Source organism: Dactylosporangium maewongense (assembly GCF_039531485.1).
GTDB classification, from domain to species: domain Bacteria; phylum Actinomycetota; class Actinomycetes; order Mycobacteriales; family Micromonosporaceae; genus Dactylosporangium; species Dactylosporangium maewongense.
Genome location: NZ_BAAAQD010000043.1, coordinates 59,448 through 76,457, shown reverse-complemented (window position 1 = coordinate 76,457; position 17,010 = coordinate 59,448). Strand labels below are relative to the sequence as shown.

Genomic DNA, 17,010 nt, shown 5'->3' with positions numbered 1-17,010 from the left:
GTGCAGTGGCGAGGGTGTCCAGATCGACGTGCACGTGGCCTCCATGGTCTCGTTGCTCAGCAACGTCGATCATGGAGACCCTCGTCTACTTTCACCGCCCCGGTATCCCTTGGAATAGACCGTCTAGTCCTCGCCCAAGGCCGGTACCGCACGGACACCGGCGGCTACCAGGCCATGCTCGCCGCCGGCCGACAGTTCCCGGACCGGGTGTGGGCGGTCGAGGGCTGCAACGGCATCGGCCGGCACATCGCCCAGCGGCTGGTCGCCGACGGTGAAGGCGTCCTGGACGTGCCCGCGAAACTGTCCGCCCGGGTGCGGGTGTTCGACACCGGACAGGGCCGCAAGACCGACCCGGTCGACGCGCACAGCGTGGCTGTCGCCGGGCTGCGCCGCCCGAACCTGCGTCCCGTGGTGGCCGATGATGCCACCGTTGCCATCCGCCTGCTGGTCGACCGCCGCGACGAACTCGGCCGGACCCGGACCGAGACCGTCAGCCGCATCCACCACCTGCTGCTCGAGCTGATCCCCGGTGGGGCGAAGAAGTTCCTCACCCGCGGCCAGGCCAGCTACCTGCTGCGCACCGCGCCGGCGCCAGTCGGCGTCGCGGCCCAGACCCGCCATCAGCTGGCCCGCGAGCTCATCGACGACCTGACCGTCATCGATGCGGAGATCCAGGCTGCGGACAAGCACCTGCGCCAGCTCGTAACCGCGGCCGGCAGCTCGCTGACCGAACTGCACGGGATCGGCCCATCCGGGTCCGCCCGGCTCATCGGTGACATCGGCTCCATCGACCGGTTTCGCAGCGCAGCGCACTTCGCGTCCTGGAACGGCACCGCCCCCATCGAGGCGTCATCCGGTGACCAGCAACGCCACCGGCTCTCCCGAGCCGGCAACCGACGCATCAACCGCGTCCTGCACATCATGGCTGTCGTCCAACTGCGCCGCGACACCCCCGGCCGCGCCTACTACCGGCGCCGCCTGGCCGAAGGCAAGACCACCATGGAGGCGCTACGGGCGCTCAAACGTCACCTCTCCGACGTGGTCTACAAGCGGATGGTCCAGGACGCCAAACGCGCCCGAACCGATGCGACGGGCCCGGGAGGACACTCGGGAGCGACTCTGCAATCCAGCGCGGACGACCCAATCCCGACAGCCGCCTCTTCGGACAAGTCACAGCCCGGACCCGCCACCGTCACGCGTAGAACAAACCTCGTCACGACCCCTTGACTAGAGGGGATCCATGAGCGCGAACCCGATCATGAGGCGCGCCGATGCAATCTTCCGAAGCTGGCCACTTCTGACGCCGCGGAGTGACGTGTCGCAAACGTGGCCAAACTATCTCGGACAAGACACGACCCCGAATTGGGTTTCGGGGCTTTCCTTACAACGGCCCATGCTACCGGCCTAGCCGCACAATATCTGTGCATACCGGACCGGATCCACCTTATGCAGGAATTCGTTGGTTGCGCCATGAGATGTGGTAACGCTGTCAAACTGGCAGCCGGTGGTTAGACGAAACTCGCGGCCGCCGTCATCTACCACCACCTTATTAACAATCCCGTCAACCTCGAAGGATAGCGCCAAGCGGAAGCGATATGAAGCACTCTTGACCTTGGCTTCCTCGGGCAGAACTTGAATCACAAAGCTTGCCTTCTTGCCGGGCGATACGGGGATTGTCTCTCTGTCGAAAAAGTGGATTTTTGTCTCGTGGTCGAACTCATCTACTGCGAATGGTCGACGGTCCGGTCCGGCGGCATGAATGACCATTCGGTTGGCCGCGTCGCCGCCGCAGGTCATTAAGTTGACTAGAATTCCTGCGACTGGGTCCTCTATGGTGAGGTCAATCAGGCTCACGTCGATGATCGTTACAGACTGCGGGAGGCTGCTCTGCGCGTTCAGGCGAATCATCATCTCGCCGAATGGGTAGGCGCCGAGCTGGAGCTCCTTGGCCATGAAGGCAGTGGCGTCCATGGGCTGCTTGGTGCTATCAGCGAATGGTTTGGACTCATCCTTCAGTGCCCGAGGGAAAATTACGGACGTGCAGGTGTTGTCAACTCCGGTGAGCGTCGCCGTTAGTGCCGATGGTGGCGAGCTCGGGCTTGGTGGCGTGGAAGGGCTGGCGATCAGCGACGGAGCCGTTCCGGTTGTGGCGTTTGACGAGATTCCACTCCGCCAAGCCGCGGAATTTGCGAGCTTCGACGGGAGGGCGACAATGGCGTAAATCGTGGCGACACTTATCAAGATGACCGGGATCGTAATAAGCACTAGGGTCTTGCCTGAAACGCCACCACTCACATCTCCGGCAATCTGGTTTAAGGTTCCGCCGCGATCCACGAATCCGGCCTGCCTAATTTCTTCCGGGGCGGCGTGCTGATAGAGGTTGCCCTGGAACAATCCGGCGTTCGCGAAGCCGCCGGAGCTGGCGGTGGCGGCGCCGGTATCGGCAACACTGATCTCGGCGTCAGCGTCTCTGCTCGCACTGTTGTCTTTACCGGCAGAATCGGCGTGGCCGGCTGTGTTGAGGTTCGTCACGGTCGGGGCCGACGCACGATACCGGTCGTCGCGATCGAGTCGGGCCCACCGGCGGTCGCGTCTCCGGACCGAGTCACCCGCACGGGTCGTCCTTCGTCGGTGATGTAAGCGCCGGTGACCGCTTGGCCGCCGCCGGTCGCGTTGGCCGTGCCCGTGTCCTCGACGTGATCCGGTTCTGCCATCGGTACTTCTCCCTCGGCAGGCATCAAATACGGCGCACCCAGCGCCAGCAAGCCGACCACTACACCGACACAGCTGGCAACTTTGTCGGCATTATCAAGACCAACTATCACCAGATAGGCCGTCACCCCAGCCACCAACACGCCGAAAACCACCCGCCCGGCCCACATCCATGGTCGACTCCGAACCAGCATCACAACTCGCCCTCTCGGCGCTGTCGTTCCGGTATAAGGCGCATCAGTGTGCGAAAGTATGCCACCTACGTTGATCATGCAGTCACCCTGGTGGGTTGCCTGGTGCTACAGACACCTCTGACGGACAGTGACGCAAGGGGTTCGGCGCCACCGCATTCACATGATCAAACCGAGATCCAGATCCGGATCCTTATTCGTCAAGATCGTATGCGTGCTCGTCGGTTGAGTGCGCACCGGATCATGACTGATGGAAGGCTTCAATGTCTTGTGGGTCGTCGGGGCGGCGCCGTCTGTTGGCCACGAGCGTGGCAACGCCAGCGGGCACACGCTGGACGGAGCCGCGGCGGCGGTTGGTCGCGCTCCTTGTCGGGCGCTCAAGGCGGGCGCGCGCCGCATTGGGGTTCGACTGCTCGAGTGCATCGAGGGGTCGGGATCCCTCTTGACCTGCGCGGTTGGGCTGGCATCGTGCCGAGGTCTGACACGCACCATTTCCCAACGCCCTGACCTGCCGTCCGCCTGGCTGGTGATTCCGCAGGTCTGACTGGCCATCACCAGTGTGGTACCCCTGCCGAACGGTCAACAGCGCCTATTCCGTCCGGTGAGTGTTGTGATGGTGGAAACGGCCCGGCTGTTGGCAGCCACCGCTTGCGCGAGTGGACGGTGGTGGACGCTCGGCGATGTTGGCGAGCACCACTGTTGAATACAACGGTCAGCGGCCCAATCCTTGAGTCGCTATGGAGCCGATCTGCAGCAGCACACAGGTTAAAGATCATTCTAGATAGCGCGACGGCGGCCAACCCTGCGGACCCGGCAGCCACCGCAGCCCTGTCGACTAGTTCGGTTCTGGACCGTAACCTCCCACGTTTCTGCCCCGCATTCCGGGCAACGCCATCTACAGCGATCTTGGGAGCCAGGTCCTAGCTGCTCGGGTCCACGGTCTGGGTTATCTAGGTTTGCTATGAATCCGCGGGCGACGTCGGGAAAGAGATCTTGCAGAGACTGTCCCGGCGCGGCGTTGCTTCGCCTTCGGATACCGCAGGGGCGGCAACCTCGACCCGAGGTTCGGTCGGCAACTGTCGCGACCCACTGGTGGGTGCAGCTTTGGCACTTCCAAAGCACCCGAATGCTCGAACCCCGCGCAAGATCGCCGACTTCGATGTCACCCGATTTATCCAGGTCTAGGATTTCGACGACTTCGGCAACCAGATGCGGAGCAACGTCCCGAACTCGTGGTGCTTTTCCGCTCAGCCGCGTCCGGTAAGCGCGCTTTTGAGAAGCGCACCTTGGGCAACCGGTCTTGCTTCGAGTACGACTGACCACCAGAGTGCGCCACTCGTACTGGCAACTGATGCACCGCCAGTGGCAACGATCGCCGGAGCCGGCAGGCAGCCACTCTGAGCTCATCTCCGGCCGGGAAAGATTCTCGACGAGCTCCTTGGCGAGATCGGGGAACAGGCTCGCCAGGCTGTCGTCAGGTGGCGTGTCCCGCAGGCTCTTCCACTCGTCACGGGCGGCTTGCAAACATCTGGCGATCTGGGCGTTCGACAACGGCAGGCAGGGCCGGGACTGGGTGCTGAGCCATTGGGCCAACACGCGGAACCACTCGGTCGAGTCCTTGGACCCGGTGACGAGCGTTTCACCGGGAATCGGCGGCGTTCCCGCCTGCCGAATTCGCACGTACCGTACGTCAAGCTTGGCCATGATTGCGGATTTCCGCAGGTCCTGCGCGTGCTGCTCGGGACGGCTGTGCCATTGCGCGGGGTCCAGGTCGATGTAGAGGCCAGCTACCGGGAGGAACAAGTCGATGCGTTCTGCCTGCGCTCGACCGCCGTCGATCGGGAAGTCGACCTCCACCTGCTCTCCGGTAGCCGTCGCCAGCAGGTGGGCGACTTCCAGTTCCAGCAGGCTGCGGCCCCGTCGGCGGCAACGGCCGCAACCGAACTCAGGCGACTTGGTGCGTTGCCGAACGGTCGCCTCATAGGTAGCTCCGCATCGGCAACGCCACGAGCACACCGCCGTTGAACGCTGGAATAGTGCCTCCGGGCCGTGGCCCGGCCATGACAGGTTCTCCACAAACGACGCGGCAACCTTCGGCAACATGATGGCCAGGGACTTCTCCCTCGGAGCTCGACGTCGGGTGACGCCTACGGCGGCATGACCGCATGGTCCGCACAGGCCCCTCGTCGCATGGGTGTAGACGGCCCGTTCGAAGGTCTTCTGGCAAGCCGGGCAGCGCCAGACGCACATGTCGTTCGTCCCTGCGGTGAACCCGTCGGGACCTCGTCCTGGGTTCGTGCTGTTGGACACGAACAATGCGGCCAGTTCCGGATGCGTCTCACGGAACGAAGCGCCGGCCGCGAGGGTCCTTCTCGACACGACCGCCCGCCTGCGGCCGCAGGCAGGGCAGCCTTTACCAGCCGCTCGGTTGGTAACCGTCGATTCCCACTGGTGGTGGCACTCGAGGCACTGCCAAAGGCAGCGGTCGACCGCATTCGGGCGGAGCAGGGAGGGAATCCGGTCGGGGCGGTCGAGGTTCGTGACAAATTCCTTCGCCTCGCGCTGGAAAAGATCAGCTAGCGACTTACCCGGTGCGGGCGCGCCCTTCAACGAATCCGCACATCGAGGGCAAGGTCGGCGTGCCGCCACCACCTTCACCACCGTCTGCTCCCATACGTTGGTGCAGGCGGTACACCGCCAGCGGCATCTGTCCTGAGCTGACTTCGGGAGGACGTCTGGGGTACGAGCGGGATGGCTGAGATTGCAAACAAACAGGCCGGCGACCGCAGGGTGAGTCTCGCGCAGCGGCGCAGTGGTCCGTGGGGGGCGGTTCGCGGCCCGGCACCGCGGACAGACACTACCGCCGACGCGAAGCCGCACCCGCGTGTGCCAAGTATTGCCGCACGTGCACCGCCACCAGGCAACCCGGTCGGACCGAATGCTCACCTCGCCCAGAGGAGTCTGGTCCTCGGGGTCGGCCCAATGGACGAAGGACGCCGTGATCTCGGGATGGGCGTCCGCGACGCGCGCGCCGATTCGGCGGGAGTTACCTGCGCTCCGGCGTGCGTTCGCACAAGGCGTGCAGCCGCTCCCATTGTGGGTCACACGCCGCGCCACCGGGCTCACCCAAGAATGTTCGCAGGCTGCGCACTTCCACCGCACTTCAGCCGTCGAGAAGGCGCTGGTCGTCTCGGGAGTGGCAGTCGGATAGGTCAGGCACTCCACCCACTCCGCCGCCACGTCCGACATGACTTCGGCAAGGCTTCGTCCGGGTGCTGGCGCAGGAGGCAGCTGCCGACGCAGCGCGCTCCGGCAGGCTTTGCAGCCAGGGGCCGCTCGCAGCCGGACCACCACGCTCTGCCACCATTCACCGCCGCATGAGTTGCACCGCCACAGTGCGTTGCGCTTCGATCCCCGCGGCAGGCCCTCCAGCATCCCCGTCCATCCCTCGACCTCGATCAGCTCCGGAAATAGATCGGAGCGGAAATCGACGACTCGCACGCGCGCCTTGACGGTCATGTCGCCACTGTCGCATGGGGGTATGACAATTTCGGCCGGCGGCATGGCCAGGGACACTCCTTGATACCTGCGGTGTTCTGGCGCTCAGTGCGTATGCGGCGCATTGCCACCTGTGACCATTTGGGTGTCAACGGCCAGTTGGACATCACCACGGCCGTTGACACGCGGCATGTGCGCGCGCCCGAGGATAGGGCCGAGTCTTTTAGGCCGAACGCAGATGGTAAGCCTTTGACCGGCCTCACCTTTGCTCAACTACGATCTGCGCGTGAGCGCCCCCGGAGCGATGGACATGGCTAGGGCCGGTGGTCCTGAAGATGCCGCCCGGCGGCTCTTCGCCGATCCGCGGGCGGCGGTCGTCTTCAGTCCCAGGGACGGCGTGGAGGCACGCCATGCTGTCGACGAGTTCGCCCGGCTGTTCGCGTCGGCGCCGGGAGTGTTCAAGGACGCCCTCGATGGAGCGCGAGCTGGAGCCGAGACGCTGTCGGGCGATCGTTTACAGGGGATCTCCGAGATCATCCAGAACGCGGATGACGCGAACGCCTCGTATGTTCGGTTCCGGCTGGTCGGCGACCGGCTCACCGCGGTGCACGACGGCGACGAGGTCACCCTGCCCGACGTCCTGGCGCTGGCCACGCCGTGGCTGTCCAACAAGACCGGCAACGACGTCGCCGCGGGCCGGTTCGGCATCGGGCTGATGACCCTGCGGGCGCTGTCCGACGTTCTCGACGTGCACAGCGGCCCCTACCACATCCGGCTGGGCGACCCCACGATCTCGGCCATCGAGCCGGACGGCCCGCCGAGCGACCTGACCGTGCTCGGCCTGCAGGTGCGGCCCGGCAGCCTCGGCCCGGCCGACCTCGTCGCGTGGCTCGGCCGGTGGGACGACAGCGCGCTGCTGTTCCTGCGTAACGTCCGGGAGGTTTCGGTCCTGTCGGCGCAGGGTCGGCCGCTGCGTACCCTTCGCTTGTCGTGGAACGACGACCGGCCAGCCGACGGCCGGATCGCCGGTCACAACGCGGTGGTGCGGCGCCGGCACGCTGCGGCGCCGGACGGCCGGCGGTGGCTGGTGCACTCCACCGAGGTACCGACACCGCCGGACGTCCACCGGGTGCGCAAGGCGGCCGGTGTCACCGTCCCGCTGGGGCTCGCGATCGCTCTGCAGCCCGGCGATCACGGTGCCGTCTACGCCGGCCTGCCCGTCGTGGACACGGCGGCGCCGTTGCGGGTGAATGCCCAGTTCGACCCGGTCACCAGCCGGGCCGGGCTGGCTGACACCGCGTGGAACGGCGCACTGCTGCCGCTGCTGGCCGACCTCTGGGTCGAGGTGGTCGAGGATCTCCTCGCCGAGCAGCCGGCCGCGGCCTGGGACGCCATACCGCTGCCCGGCGAGGACGTCACCGCCGACGGTGCCCGCTCGATCGTCGCGGACCTGGAAGAACTGCTCCTTGATCGGGCCCGCACCCAGCTGGCGACCCGTGGAGCTCTCGTCGTAGCGGGCGAGCACATCTCGCTCGCCGACCTGGCGGTCGAGGCGGCTGACCTGGAAAGGGTCATCGAGCCCGCCGAGACCGCCCACCTCGCAGGGCTTACCACACCGTTCCCGGCCGTGGCCCGCGACGCCGGCGCGCGCTGGCGCCAGGTGCTCGACGACTGGCGGGACGCTGGGGACGCGCTGCCGCCGGTGGTCACCGTCCAGAACGCGCTGGAGCTGTTGCGGGACGCCGACCGAGATGTTTCGGCGAACATCGAGCTGGTCGCGGTCGCCCTCGACAACGGCCTGGCCTCGTGGCTGGCTGGGCTGCCCTGCGTGAGCACCTCCGACGGCCGACGGATCGCGCCGCCGACGGCCGAGTCCGTCCAGGCGCTGATGGTCGCGCGCTCCGGCCTGGCCGAGCAGCTCGGCATGGGCGTGGGCCTGGCCGACGAGCACCTTGCCGACACCGACGCGGCCCGGACGGTGCTCGGTTGGCTGCGCAGGACCGGTGCCGTCATCGACGACGCCGGCAACGAGGAGGTCGTGCGCCGCCTCGCCGCCGCCGGGCAGGCCGGCCAATGCCTCACCGCGCCGCTGACCGACGACCAGCTCCGCGCGCTGCGCGATGCCTTCGAGCAGCTGCCGCCCGGTGACCGAACCGTGCTGGGACGCGACGTCGGCCGGTCCGTGCTGATCGCGGCATACCGCTTCGACGCCCACGGCCAGATCGAGCGCCTCGATGCGCGCCCCGCGCAGATCTACCTCTCACGGGCCATCGACCGCGAGCCGGACAGCTTCGCCGCAGCGGCCGACAGGACGCCGGGCCTGCTGTGGACCAACAACCGGTATGCCGAACAGCTCCGGTCGCCGACCGGCCGGGTGGGCGGCCTCGGTGCGCAGCGGTTCCTGGGCCTGCTCGGGGTCGAGCGGGTGCCACGGCTGGCCCGTCACGCCGGGCTGCAGGAGCGCTACTCCGGCCGGACGCGAGGGCTTCCCGCGGGAGTCGCCGGCGGCCCGGTGCAGCGCGCGCGGATGATGAGCACCCTCTCGGCGTCGTACACGCTCAACGACATCGACAGCCCAGACCTTCGGGCCGTCGTCGCCGACATCGCCCGCGAACGCAAGGCGAAGCGCCGACGCGAGCGGGCCGGCGCACTCCTCGGCGCGCTGGGGCGAGCATGGGACCGGCTGGCCGACAGCGCCGACGTCACCGCTGCCGACACGGACTACAACTGGCGGCATCGGGGAACCGTCAAGGCATTCTGGCTCTGGTCGGCCGGGGCGGCCGCCTGGCTCGACGACAGCCACGGTGCTCCCCGGGCGCCGCTCGACCTGCGGCTCAAGACGGCCGGAACCGTGGCCGTGTACGGCCCCGACGCGCCGAGGTACCTGCACCCGGACCTCGACCGCCGCAACCGGCGCGAGATCCTCGCCGCCCTGGGCGTCTCCGGCGAGCCGACGACCCTGGACCTCGTGCAACGCCTGCGCCGGCTGCGCGCGGAGGCGCCTGCTCCGCCGACCCTGGCCACCGATGCCGCCATCGTCTACCGGGCCATCGGCGAACGCCTCGCGAGCCGCGAAGCGCTTCCCGGCGACCTTCCCCCGCGGGCTCTGCGCTCCGCCTTCACCGAGGGCGCCGGCCTGATCCACACGGACCTCGGCTGGCGTCAACCGGCCCAGGTGCTCGCGGGACCGCCCATCTTCCGACGCCACCATGCCTTCGCCCCCGCGGTCAACGACGCCGAGCCGCTGTGGACGGCACTGAACATCCGGACGCCGTCGATCGAGGACTGCCTGCGAGTCATCCGCCAGATCGCGCAGACGCGGCGCGCGCCCGAGGGCGACGACGTCGGCGTGCTCCTGGAGACGCTGCGCCACCTCCGTGCCCGGCTCGCATCATCGACGGACCGGCCCCAGCAGCTCGGAACGCTCTCCCTGTGGACGACACAGGGGTGGAGGTCGAAGCGGCCGGTGTACGCCGTCGACGACCCCGCCCTCGTCGAGGGACTCGGCGCCGAGGTGCCGGTATGGCTGCCCGGCGGCGAGGTCGGCCAGTTCGAGGCCCTGCTGGAGCCGCTGCGGATATCCCGGCTGAGGACCGAAGCGACGACCGTCGTCGACCCGGCGCGAGCCGTCCGCGACGAGGCTACGACCGCGCTGTTCGCCGCGGCGGTGGCGCGGCTGCAGGAAGACCTCGCGCGCAACGATGCCCGGACGGCAGGGATGCTCACCGTGGGCTGGGATCTATTCGGGGAGATCGCGGTGCACGTCGACCCCGGGCTGCGGGTCCGCGTCGACGGGCTGAAGGGCCGGGGCCCCGTCGAGATCGAGGTGGTTGCCAAGGTTGATGTCGGGACGCGCGTGCTGTATCTGCGCGACGACCGGCTGCTGCGCCAGGTCGACGGCGGTGGCCGAGCAGTGGCCGGCCTCTTCGCCGGCGCCGATCAGCGGCACCTCGCGCAGGCATGGCTGGCCGCCTGCGTCGCCGCCGACGACGGCCCGGCCGCGCAACCCATCCGCCTCGCCGCGATCGAGGCGGCCGAGGAGCGCGCCCGGCAGGAGCAGGCGATGGCCGAGCGCGCCGCCGATCTGGCACGGGACATCGCTGGCCGGCACCAGGAGCGGTCGCGACACCCCGCGACCCGGCCGGCGGCGCCCGCCACACCGCCCGTGAGCCCTGGGCCGGCCGGGCCCGCCGGCCCACCCCCGTCCCCGCCGCGAGTCCTCGTCGATCCGTCCACCCTCGTCGTCCTCAACCCGGACGGTCGTGCGGGCGGCGAACCGGGCGTAACCCGAACGACGAGCGCACCGCGGCGCCCCGTCGGGCCGCTGCCCCGCCCCGACCGGGCGTCGCCGTCGCCGGCGAACCGAACCGGCCTGCCGGCCTTCACCGCGCTGGACCGGGAGTCGGTCGGCCTGGCGCTGGCGCGCAAGGTTCTGGCCGGTGACGAGCGGGAGATCGCCGACCTCCGCGCCCAACGCGGGGTCGGCGCCGATGCCGTCGACTCGCTCGAGCGTTTCTTCGAGCTGAAGGTCTACGCCGGTGACGAACCCGACGTCATCCGTCTGGAGGAGTCGCAGGTCCGCCGGGCGCTGAGCACGCCCGACTTCTTCCTGGTCGTTGTGTCCAACATTGAGGGCGCCGACGCCCGGCCCAAGGTCCGCATCATCGTGGACCCAGTACGCCAGCTCCCCGTGGTCAGCTCCGGCGCGGTAACGCTTAGCGGCGTCCGAAGTGCCGAGCACAGCCTTGTGTATGGCCTCGGTCCCGCACCGGTCAACATAGAGCTCTAGCAGCATCGCCAAGTCCGATTAGCGTGGACATGACGGGAATGCCGACCAAGCTCGCAGTTTAGGTCAGCCCGACCTCGTGGAGGGGTGTTGGGCCGAGGTCGGACACGTATGATTTCCCAACGCCCTGACCTGCTGTCGGGGTGGTTGGTTGTTCCGCAGATTGACTGACGTCGTATTGTGGTAGGCGGCCATGACGGGACGATCGTCAGGTGTCGTGGCCCCACGACCGGATCGCGGCAATGAGGACGGGTTCGGCGTCTAGCGGTGGGCCGCCCGCGGGTCAGACCCGTGGCACACCCGCGGTAGAAGCCGGCCCTGCACCCGATACGTGAATGTCTAGCAAGTCGGCCTCAGCCGTCGGCTGGCTTGGCAGATCGATCTTTGGGCTGTCGCCATCCAGCGGGAACTCGATCAGCGGTGATATGCCGATTGGGGGCGGGCAGGTGCCGGTCTTCGATCTGGACCACATGACGATGCCAACCCGACTCCGCATGAAACCGGGCCAACCTGAGTTCTATTGTGTCCCCTAGTTGGTCAGGTGGTTGGTCACGGTCCAGCCGTGCCCGGCCCCGGAACCACACGTCGGAGATGCCCTGAGGGAGGACAAGGTCATCGACGGGCTCAGGTTTCCCGTCGTCATCAAGATCGGACAGCCGGAAGAAGTAGTGCTCTTCCGCGTGACGCCGCCCGAAGAGGAATAGGTGCCGCTCATCGGCCGGTTGGGCCAGGAGCTTGTCGATGTTGTCCCGGGCCCAATCCGCCGCGAGTATCTCATCGCACACCTGTGCGAGCTCGTTCAAGCGTAAGGGGATCGATCCGCTCTCGGTCAGGGGCAGTCCTGCCTTTCTCGCCCGCGCCCAACGTCTCATCAGGTGTGCGGCCGGGGGCGAGGTGACCTCCACGATGCCGCGGCGCTCCTGGCCGTCAGGGTATACCCAAGCGCCGTCGGGCATATTGTTGCCGGCGCCTGCATCCGCGAGCTTGATGTCGATCCCGAGCACCTGCTCCATGGCCCGAAACGCGATTTCTTCCTCGCGGGTTGCCTTCGCCCCGGCCGCATTGCTCATGGCTCGCAGAGTAGCCGGTCGAGGGTGGAGCGGGCACGAGGAGCGGTTCCCGGCATGGTGCATCCCGGTCTTGATCAGTAGGTCCTCGCGACCGAAGTCCACCCGAGATTTAGGTTGACCTAACCTTGTGGAGGGGGTGTTGGGCCAGGTCTGACACGCACCATTTCCCAACGCGTTGACCTGCCATCGGGCTGGTTGGTGCTATCGCAGGTTGATTGATGACGTGTTCGCTGTGCGGCTGGCATGGTCGTCGGACGTGCGGTGATGACCGCTGACGAACGGGCCAGCCGCCCCCTTGGTACATGCAAGCGCGCGGATCGCGGCATGAACGTACGCCAAGATCGTCCTATTGTCATCAGGCAGAAGACGTCATTGTGTTGCACATCTGAGCGACGATCCTCTGTGGGAGCTGGCTGAGCAGTTGCCTACTTGACTAGCAATCTTGCTGCTTACGTCTTCGAGAAATGGCGCTCGGCAACGAATGCTGCCAGTGCCGTTGGGTCGCATCGGGCAATCGCCTGAAGGGAGGTTGTCCACGTGCCGATTGCCAACGCATCGGCAATCAGCATTCGGGCGTCTGTTGGCTCCAGAATCATGGCCAGACGGGTCAGTGCCTGGACCTGAGAGCCCGGGTCGGTGATGGACCGTACGACCTGCTCAGCGCGGTCGTACATACCGGCATCCGTCAACGCTCTTGCCAGATGTGTCAACGCCTGCGCCTTCGAGTGAGGGTTGGTGATGGATCGTGCGATCTGCTCGGCGTCGCCAGCCATAACCGCAGCCCCGTCGTGGGCACCACCAGCCAATGAGGAGCTGGCCAAACGGGCCAACGCCTGAGCCTGTGAGTCCTGATCAGTGATGGATCGTGCGATCTGCTCGGCGTCGCTGGCCACAACCGCAGCGCGGTCGTGCGCACCGGCGCCTGCCAGTGCCTCGACCAGACCAGTCAACGCCCGCGCCTGCGAGCCCGGGTCGGTGATGGACCGGGCAACCTGCTCAGCCCGGTCGTGCGCACCGGTGGCTGCCAGTGCCTCGACCAAACCAGTCAACGCCCGCGCCTGCGAGCCCTCGTTGACGATGACCCGGGCCACCTGCTGAGCGTAGTCGTGCTCACCGGCGGCTGCCAGCGCCTCAACCAGACGAGTCAACGTCCACGCCTGCGTGTTCGGGTCGGTAACGGACCGGGCGACCTGTTCGGCGTCGCCAGCCACAACTGCGGCCCGGTCGTGCGCACCGACGGCTGCCAGCGCTTCGACCAGACCAGTCAACGCCCGAGCCTGCGAGCCCGGATCGGTGATGGATCGGGCAACCTGTTCGGCGTCGCCAGCCACAACCGCGGCCCGGTCGTGCGCACCGACGGCTGCCAGCGCTTCGACCAGACCAGTCAACGCCCGAGCCTGCGAGCCCGGATGGGTGATGGATCGGGCAACCTGTTCGGCGTCGCCAGCCACAACCGCAGCGCGGTCTTGCGCACCAGCAGCTGCAAGCTCTCCGGCCAAACGGATCAACGCTTGAGCCTGCGAGCCCTCGTTGACGATGGCCCGAGCCACCTGCTGAGCGTGGTCGTACGCGCCGGCAGCCGCCAACGCTCCGGTCAGAAGGGTCAACGCTTGCGCCTGCGGGTATGGCCTGTTGATGGATCGTGCGATCTGCTCGGCGTCGCTGGCCACAACCGCGGCGAGGTCGTGCTCACCGGCGGCTGTCAACGCCTCGACCAGCCCAATCAACGCGTGCGCCTGCGCGGCCTGGTTGTTGATGGATCGTGCGATCTGCTCGGCGTCGCTGGCCACAACCGCGGCTCGGTCGTGCGCACCGGCGGCCGCCAACGCCTTGGCCAGACGGGACAGAGCCTGCGCCTGCGGGTATGTGCTGTTGATGGATCGGGCGATCTGCTCGGCGTCGCCAGCTACAACCGCAGCGCGGTCGTGCGCACCGACGGCCGTTAGCGCCTCGACCAGCCCTATCAACGCCTCCACCTGCCAGTACGGGACGGTGAGGGAGCGAGCGATCCGATGGGCGCGGTCGTGTGCACCGGCGGCCGTCAACGCCTCGACCAGACCGGTCAACGCTTGCTTCTGCAGGTCCTGATCGGTGATGGACCGGGCGACCTGCTCGGCGTCGCGAGCCACAACCACGGCCCGGTCGTGCGCACCGATGGCTGCCAGCGCCTCGACCAGACCGGTCAACGCCTGCGATTGCCAGTACGGATTGGCGATTGACCGGGCGACCTGCTCGGCATCGCTAATCATAGCCGCAGCCCGGTCGTACGCCCCGGCAGCCGTTGACGAGCTGGCCAATTGGGTTAACGCCTGCGCCTGCCAGTACGGGCTGGTGATGGATCGTGCGATCTGCTCGGCGTCGCTGGCCACAACCGCGGCGAGGTCGTGCGCGCCGGCGGCTGTCAACGCCTCGATCAGCCCAATCAACGCGTGCGCCTGCGCGGCCGGGTCGGTGATGGACCGGGCAACCTGCTCAGCCCGGTCGTGCGCACGGGCGGCTGCCAGCGCCTCGACCAGACCAGTCAACGCCCACGCCTGCGCGGCCGGGTCGGGGATGGACCGGGCAACCTGCTCAGCCCGGTCGTGCGCACGGGCGGCTGCCAGCGCCTCGACCAGACCGGTCAACGTCCACGCCTGCGTGTCCGGGTCGGTGATGTACCGGGCGACCTGTTCGGCGTCGCCAGCCACAACCACAGCCCGGCCGTGGGCACCGACGGCTGCCAGCGCTTCGACCAGACCAGTCAACGCCCGAGCCTGCGAGCCCGGATCGGTGATAGATCGTGTGACGTGCTCGGCGTCGCCAGCCACAACCACAGCCCGGTCGTGCGCACCGACGGCCGTCAGCGCCTCGACCAGACCAGTCAACGCCCGCGCCTGCGCGTCCGGGTTGGTGATGGACCGGGCGAGGGCCTCGGCACGGACGGGCTGGCCAACGGTGACCCAGACGGCGGGGAGCTCGGTGGGGATGTTGGCGTTGCGGTCGGTGAGTTGGTCGCGGTGCCAGGCGAGGCGAAGCGCGGCGAGCAGGTCCGGCCAAGGTCGGGCGCGGACGAGGCTATGGGCGGTGGCGATCTCGGCGAGGGCGGCAGTGTCACCGCCGCTGAGGTCAAGCATCCGGTCGTGCCTGACTGGGTCAGTGGCTAGCGCGACGAGGCGGTCGACATCGCCGATGGTGTACAGCATCCGCGGATAGCCTGTCAGCAGATATTGGGGGGTTGCGGGCGGCCATGCCGGCCGACTGGAACCAGGGACGGCGCAGTAGGTAGCTGCCCAGGTGTGCAGCCGGTCCCGGTATGCGGCTAGGCGGGCGTGGCCGAGGTAACGCTCGGCGGCAGTGTGAAGTTCTTCGTGGCCGAGCAGATACACCTCGGTGCCGGTGGCGACGTTCCAGGTGTCGGTGCGACGGGTGAAGGTGCGGCCAGCAACGGTGTGTAGGACGTCCTCGATATGGACGAGGTCGACGCCGGTCAGTTCGTGCAGATCTGGGCCGGAGAGGCCACCACGCGCGGCGGTCAGCAACCCGAGCAGGTCCTGCTCGACCGGAGTGCCCTTCAGCAGCCGCCGCAGCTCAGCCCCGCCAAGGCGTTGCAGGTCACGGGCATACGGCGAGTCCGCGAGGACCCGGACGATGCTTGGATCGCGCAGTGGATGCCAGTCCGGGACGTCGTCGGGAATAGGTGGGTTCGGACGGCCGGCGACGATGATCCGCATCCCGGCTGGAGGTTCGGCGGGTAGCAGCGCGGCGATACTGTGCGCATGCGGACCGAGGATCTCGCCGCGGTCTTCGTCCAAGCCGTCGACCAGCAGCACCAGTCGTTGACCGTCGGCTGCGCAGGCGACCGCAGCCCGGCCAAGCAAGTCCAGCAGGCACGCCTCCCGGGTTACCTCACTCCCGGCCGCTGGCAGCTCCTGCCTAGTCAGCTCACACAACTGCTCCAGCAGCACCGTCGTAAATGCGTCCCGGGTATCCTGCCCGGCAAGCCGGGCAGTAATGAAGAACGATACGATCCGTACCCGCTCCAATACCTGCACCGGCGGACGCAACACGAACGTCGACAACAACGCGGATTTTCCGGCCCACGGCCCAGCCAGCCACCACATATACGGACCACGTCCAGGATCCACACAGAACGCGGCCAGTTGGGCCAGTTCGGCATCCCGCCCCAGTAATCGCGGCGGAGCGATCCGCCGTACCTGCTCCACATACGTTGACCGAACCAACCGAACCGGCGGCAGCGCAGCTGCGTGATGATGCTGGTGGTACTCGGTGGTCACGTCGCCTTCGATGACACCACTGTTCGCGACACCGCCAGCGCGGGCGGCGGCGCTGCCGGAATCGGCAACACTAGTCCCGCTCCCGCCAGCAAGAGGAGCATTGCCAGGTGCATCGTGGTCGATCACGAACGAGGACGACGCACGACACCCGACGTCGCGGTCGAGCCAGGCCCGTCGGCCCTCGCATTCCCCGACCTACTCACTCGCACCGGCCCGCCGTCCCCGGTGAGATCCGCACCCGAAACCGCCTCGCCGCCACCAGTCGCCTCAGCATCGCCGGTGCCCTCAACATGATCCGGACCTGACACTGGCGTCCCTCCCGTCACAGGCAGCAGATACGGCGCGCCCAACGCCAGCAGCGCCACCACAAGCCCCGCGCCGCTCACGAACACATTCGCCGCGTCGGGACCAACCACAACCAGATAGACTGCTACGCCGATCACCAGTACGCCAAACACGATCCGCCCAGCTCGCAGCCA

The 17,010-nt window shown here is 67.5% G+C and carries 7 protein-coding genes and 1 pseudogene; 2 read left to right on the top strand and 6 right to left on the bottom strand.

The features are described 5' to 3' along the window. Window positions 1–1,227 (top strand): IS110 family RNA-guided transposase, encoded by a 1,227-nt coding sequence (locus ABD332_RS54510; RefSeq protein ID WP_344514081.1) that lies wholly within the window; start codon window positions 1–3, stop codon window positions 1,225–1,227. A 177-nt stretch (window positions 1,228–1,404) separates the two neighbouring features. Here the strand turns inward: ABD332_RS54510 and ABD332_RS54505 are convergent, their stop codons facing one another. From ABD332_RS54505 to ABD332_RS60355, 4 genes and pseudogenes are all read right to left on the bottom strand, one after another. Further along, the gene (locus tag ABD332_RS54505; protein WP_344514079.1) at window positions 1,405–2,532 is read right to left on the bottom strand and encodes a hypothetical protein; all 1,128 of its coding nucleotides are present in this window, start codon (window positions 2,530–2,532) and stop codon (window positions 1,405–1,407) included. Further along, window positions 2,529–2,840 (bottom strand): hypothetical protein, encoded by a 312-nt coding sequence (locus ABD332_RS54500; protein ID WP_344514078.1) that lies wholly within the window; start codon window positions 2,838–2,840, stop codon window positions 2,529–2,531. The genes ABD332_RS54505 and ABD332_RS54500 overlap by 4 nt, the downstream gene beginning before the upstream one ends. Before the next feature lie 840 nt (window positions 2,841–3,680). After that, window positions 3,681–5,564: a zinc-ribbon domain-containing protein gene (locus tag ABD332_RS54495; RefSeq protein WP_425552450.1), complete on the bottom strand. Its 1,884-nt coding sequence runs from the start codon at window positions 5,562–5,564 to the stop codon at window positions 3,681–3,683. 189 nt (window positions 5,565–5,753) lie between these two features. After that, window positions 5,754–6,338, bottom strand: a pseudogene (locus tag ABD332_RS60355) (zinc-ribbon domain-containing protein); the annotation flags it as partial. Window positions 6,339–6,687: 349 nt separating this feature from the next. Between ABD332_RS60355 and ABD332_RS54490 the strand changes: the two are divergent. Continuing rightward, a complete protein-coding gene (locus tag ABD332_RS54490; protein WP_344514076.1) occupies window positions 6,688–11,190 on the top strand; it encodes a sacsin N-terminal ATP-binding-like domain-containing protein in 4,503 nt (1,500 codons plus the stop codon). A gap of 350 nt (window positions 11,191–11,540) precedes the next feature. On the opposite strand, the gene ABD332_RS54485 is transcribed toward ABD332_RS54490, so the two are convergent. Both ABD332_RS54485 and ABD332_RS54480 read right to left on the bottom strand, forming a co-directional pair. Beyond that, window positions 11,541–12,257, bottom strand: coding sequence for a hypothetical protein (locus ABD332_RS54485; RefSeq protein WP_344514074.1), 717 nt, complete (start codon window positions 12,255–12,257; stop codon window positions 11,541–11,543). Window positions 12,258–12,706: 449 nt separating this feature from the next. Next, window positions 12,707–16,531 (bottom strand): hypothetical protein, encoded by a 3,825-nt coding sequence (locus ABD332_RS54480; protein WP_344514073.1) that lies wholly within the window; start codon window positions 16,529–16,531, stop codon window positions 12,707–12,709. Window positions 16,532–17,010: the final 479 nt, after the last annotated feature.

What these genes read in the sequence shown, in the direction of transcription:
- ABD332_RS54485 (WP_344514074.1), bottom strand. Translation starts at nt 12,257, where the DNA reads ATGAGCAATGCGGCCGGGGCGAAGGCAACCCGCGAGGAAGAAATCGCG.